This is a genomic window from Falsiroseomonas sp. RANM36 (assembly GCF_056682175.1).
The window spans coordinates 357,680-361,226 of sequence record NZ_JBWXTD010000004.1; the positions used below are offsets into that span (position 1 = coordinate 357,680).

General features: G+C 71.5%; 3 protein-coding genes. All 3 read left to right on the plus strand.

Annotation, left to right across the window (positions count from 1 at the left end; translation table 11 throughout):
- On the plus strand, nucleotides 1-1,277 hold a 1,277-nt coding region (locus tag AC1MIR_RS15480; protein WP_480029087.1), incomplete at its 5' end, for a CYTH and CHAD domain-containing protein.
- A 171-nt stretch (nucleotides 1,278-1,448) separates the two neighbouring features.
- Nucleotides 1,449-1,943, plus strand: a complete 495-nt coding sequence (locus AC1MIR_RS15485; RefSeq protein WP_480029088.1) for a thermonuclease family protein — start codon at nucleotides 1,449-1,451, stop codon at nucleotides 1,941-1,943.
- A 180-nt stretch (nucleotides 1,944-2,123) separates the two neighbouring features.
- The gene (gene gltA / locus AC1MIR_RS15490; protein WP_480029089.1) at nucleotides 2,124-3,431 is read left to right on the plus strand and encodes a citrate synthase; all 1,308 of its coding nucleotides are present in this window, start codon (nucleotides 2,124-2,126) and stop codon (nucleotides 3,429-3,431) included.
- Nucleotides 3,432-3,547 lie beyond the last annotated feature (116 nt).

Here is a 3,547-nt window from a genome sequence, read left to right on the forward strand (position 1 = left end):
GGGCGGGTGCTGCCCGCGCGGGGCGCCTCCGGGCGGCCGCGCCCGCCGCCCCGGCCCGGTTTCCGCGGGGGGGGCCCGGCGCCGTGCCGCTCGAGGTCGGCGACGGCGCGATCATGCCGGTTGCCGGTTTCGCAGGCACGCTCGCCCAGGTTGCCCTGCAGGGCGGGGTGGAGGCCACCCTGCTCAAGGGCCGGCTGCGCAGCGTCGCGGAGGAGCGCCCGGCCGCCCGCCTCACCCTGGCAGGCCCGCCCGCGGCGGTGCTGGAAACGATGGCCGCCCTGGCCGAGGCCGTGCCGCTGCTGCCGCCGCGCGCCGCCCTGGCGGAGGAAGGCCGGGCGCTGGCGCGCGGCGAGCCGCTGCGCCCGCGGCGGCTGGGTCCGCCGCTGCTCGATCCCTCGCTGGATGTCGAGGCCGCGCTGTGCCTCGCCCTCGGCCATCTCACCGAAGTGCTGCTGTGGCACGCGCCGGCGGCACGGGCGGGGACGACGCCCGAAGGCGTGCATCAGATGCGCGTCGCCATGCGCCGGCTGCGCTCGCTGCTCCGGGTGTTCCGCCCGGCGTGCGACGGCGCGGCGCTGCGTGGCTTCGACGTTGCCCTGCGGGACATGGCGAAGGTGCTGGGGCCGGCGCGGGACTGGGATGTGTGGCTTGGTGGGCTCGGGGCGGAGCTGGCCGAGGCGCTGCCGGAAGACCCCCGCATCGCCGGCCTGCTCCGCGCCGCTCGGCACAAGCGCGAGGACGCCTATGACGCGCTGCGTCCGGTGGTGGACGGGCCTGAGCTTCGCCGCGTCGCCTGGACCGCGACCGGCCTCGCCATCCTTCGGCCCTGGCGCGACGAGACCCGGGATGCCCAGGCCGAGCGGCGGAGCGAAACGCTGACCGAATTCGGCGCCAGGGTTCTCGACCGCCGGTGGAAGCGCCTCGCCGCGGCGGGCCGGCACATCGCCGAACTGCCGGATGCCGAGTTCCATGCGCTGCGGATCGAAGGCAAGCGCATGCGCTACGCGGCGGAACTCTTCGCCCCGCTCTGGGGACGCAAGCGCGCGCGGCGGTTTCTCGGCCGGCTGGCCGAGGTGCAGGACGCCTTCGGGCTTGCCAATGATGCCGCGGTGGCGCGCGGTCTGATGGCCGATCTGCGGGGCAAGGGTGGTGCCGGCCTCACCTGGGCAAGCGGCGTGGCGGAGGGCTGGGCGCTGGCCCGCGCCCGGCGCGCGCGCGCCCGGGCGACGCAGGCATGGGAGGCGTTGCTCGACCAAGGCGTCTTCTGGAATCAATAACTTCTGGGCGATTCTTTAGTTCGCGTGCCAGTTGAGCAGGGGCTTGCAAGCGCCACCCTCCTCAGGTTAGGCGTAGGCCTTCGCAAGAACCTGCAAGACACTGTGCGCCGTCCTCGTCGAATCTTCCGCCCTGCCGCGTCTCCCCTGCGTTGGCGCACGCCGGCGCTGATCGTGGCTGGCGTCGCGCTGGTTGCGCTGCTGTCCGGCATCGGCGTGCCGCCCGCCCTGATGGGCTCGGCCCCGCGCGAGCAGGATTGGTCGGCACTGGCCGCCGAGGTGCGGGTGGTGGACGGCGACACGCTGCGCCTCGGCGACCGCACGGTGCGCCTGGCCGGCGTCGCGGCGCCGGAGCGGGGGCAGAATTGCGCCGATGCCGCCGGACGCTGGTTCGATTGCGGTGCCGCGGCGGCCGAGGCGCTGTCGCGCCTGGTGAATGGGCGTTCGGTGGTCTGCCTGGTTGCCGGTCGCGACCGCTTCGGGCGCGGGCTCGGCTTGTGCAGTGCCGGCGGGGCGGAGCTCAATGCCGGGCTGGTGACCGCCGGATGGGCCCTGGCGGGCGCGGACGACACCGACCTGCTCGCCAAGGAGGCCGAAGCGCGGCGTGCGGCCCGCGGCCTCTGGGCCGGGGGCTTCGCGCGCCCCGAGGACTGGCGCCAGCGCAACTGAGACGCCGGGCGGCCGCGGGCTGCGCCCGCTCACGCGATCCTGCGACCTTCACCGCATCGGGGCGACGTTGCCAAGGCAGCGGAGCAGCCCCTACATTGCGCCGCACCATAACGGTGCCGCGATCAGCACGTCCCCCCGCGGTCCCGCAAGCCGGTCAGCCGGCCCTTGAGGAAGCAGAGCATGGCAACGACCCCCAACGGCTCCGTCACCTTCACGCTCGACGGCACGAACCGAAGCACCAAGCTGCCGGTGCTGAAGGGGGCGATCGGGCCGGATGTCGTGGACATCCGCAAGCTCTACGCCGACCTCGGCGTCTTCACCTTCGATCCCGGCTATGGCGAGACGGCGAGCTGCGAGAGCCAGATCACCTACATCGACGGCGACGAGGGCGTGCTGCTGTATCGCGGCTACCCGATCGACCAGCTGGCCGAGAATTCCGACTTCATCGAGGTCTGCTACCTGCTGATGAACGGCGACCTGCCGAGCGCGGCGCAGCTCAAGGAATTCCGCAAGGGCGTCACCTACCACACCATGGTGCATGAGCAGATCCGCCGCTTCTACGACGGCTTCCGCCGCGACGCGCATCCGATGGCGATCATGTGCGGCGTGGTCGGTGCCCTGGCGGCGTTCTATCACGACAACATCGACATGAGCGATGCGCGCCAGCGCGAGATCGCGGCCTTCCGCCTGATCGCCAAGGTGCCGACCATCGCGGCGATGGCCTACAAATACAGCCTGGGCCAGCCCTTCGTGTATCCGCGCAACGACCTCGATTACGCGGCGAACTTCCTCTACATGCTCAACGCCGTGCCGGCCGAGCCCTACCAGGTCTCCCCGGTCCTGGCGAAGGCGATGGACCGCATCCTGGTCCTGCATGCCGACCACGAGCAGAACGCCTCCACGTCGACCGTGCGGCTGGCCGGCTCCACCGGCGCCAACCCCTTCGCCTGCATCGCGGCCGGCATCGCGGCGCTCTGGGGCCCCGCCCATGGCGGCGCCAACGAGGCCGTGCTGAAGATGCTCGGCGAGATCGGGCATGTGGACAACATTCCGTCCTTCATCGAGAAGGTGAAGGACAAGAACTCCGGCGTGAAGCTGATGGGCTTCGGCCACCGGGTCTACAAGAACTTCGACCCGCGCGCGAAGATCATGCAGGAGAGCTGCCACGAGGTGCTGAGCGAGCTTGGCATCAAGGACGAGCCGCTGCTGGACCTGGCCGTGGCACTGGAGAAGGTGGCGCTGGAGGACGACTATTTCGTCTCCCGCAAGCTCTATCCGAACGTGGATTTCTACTCGGGCATCATCCTGAAGGCGATGGGCATCCCGACCAGCATGTTCACGGTCATCTTCGCCGTGGCGCGGACGGTCGGCTGGGTCAGCCAATGGAAGGAGATGATCGAGGACCCGACGCAGCGCATCGGCCGTCCGCGGCAGATCTATACCGGCCCGACCCGGCGCGACTACGTGCCGATGACCGCCCGCCGCTGAAGGCACCGCGCCGCCAAGGCGGCGCCGCGCCGTCCCGGCAAGGCCCCGGCCCCCGCCCGAGAAATAGCGGCCCTGAGGCGCGAATGGCAGGGGATTTTTCGGCCCATCCGCCCGGT

Excerpts from the sequence above, each read along its gene's own strand:
- gltA (WP_480029089.1), top strand. The coding sequence starts at position 2,124 with ATGGCAACGACCCCCAACGGCTCCGTCACCTTCACGCTCGACGGCACG.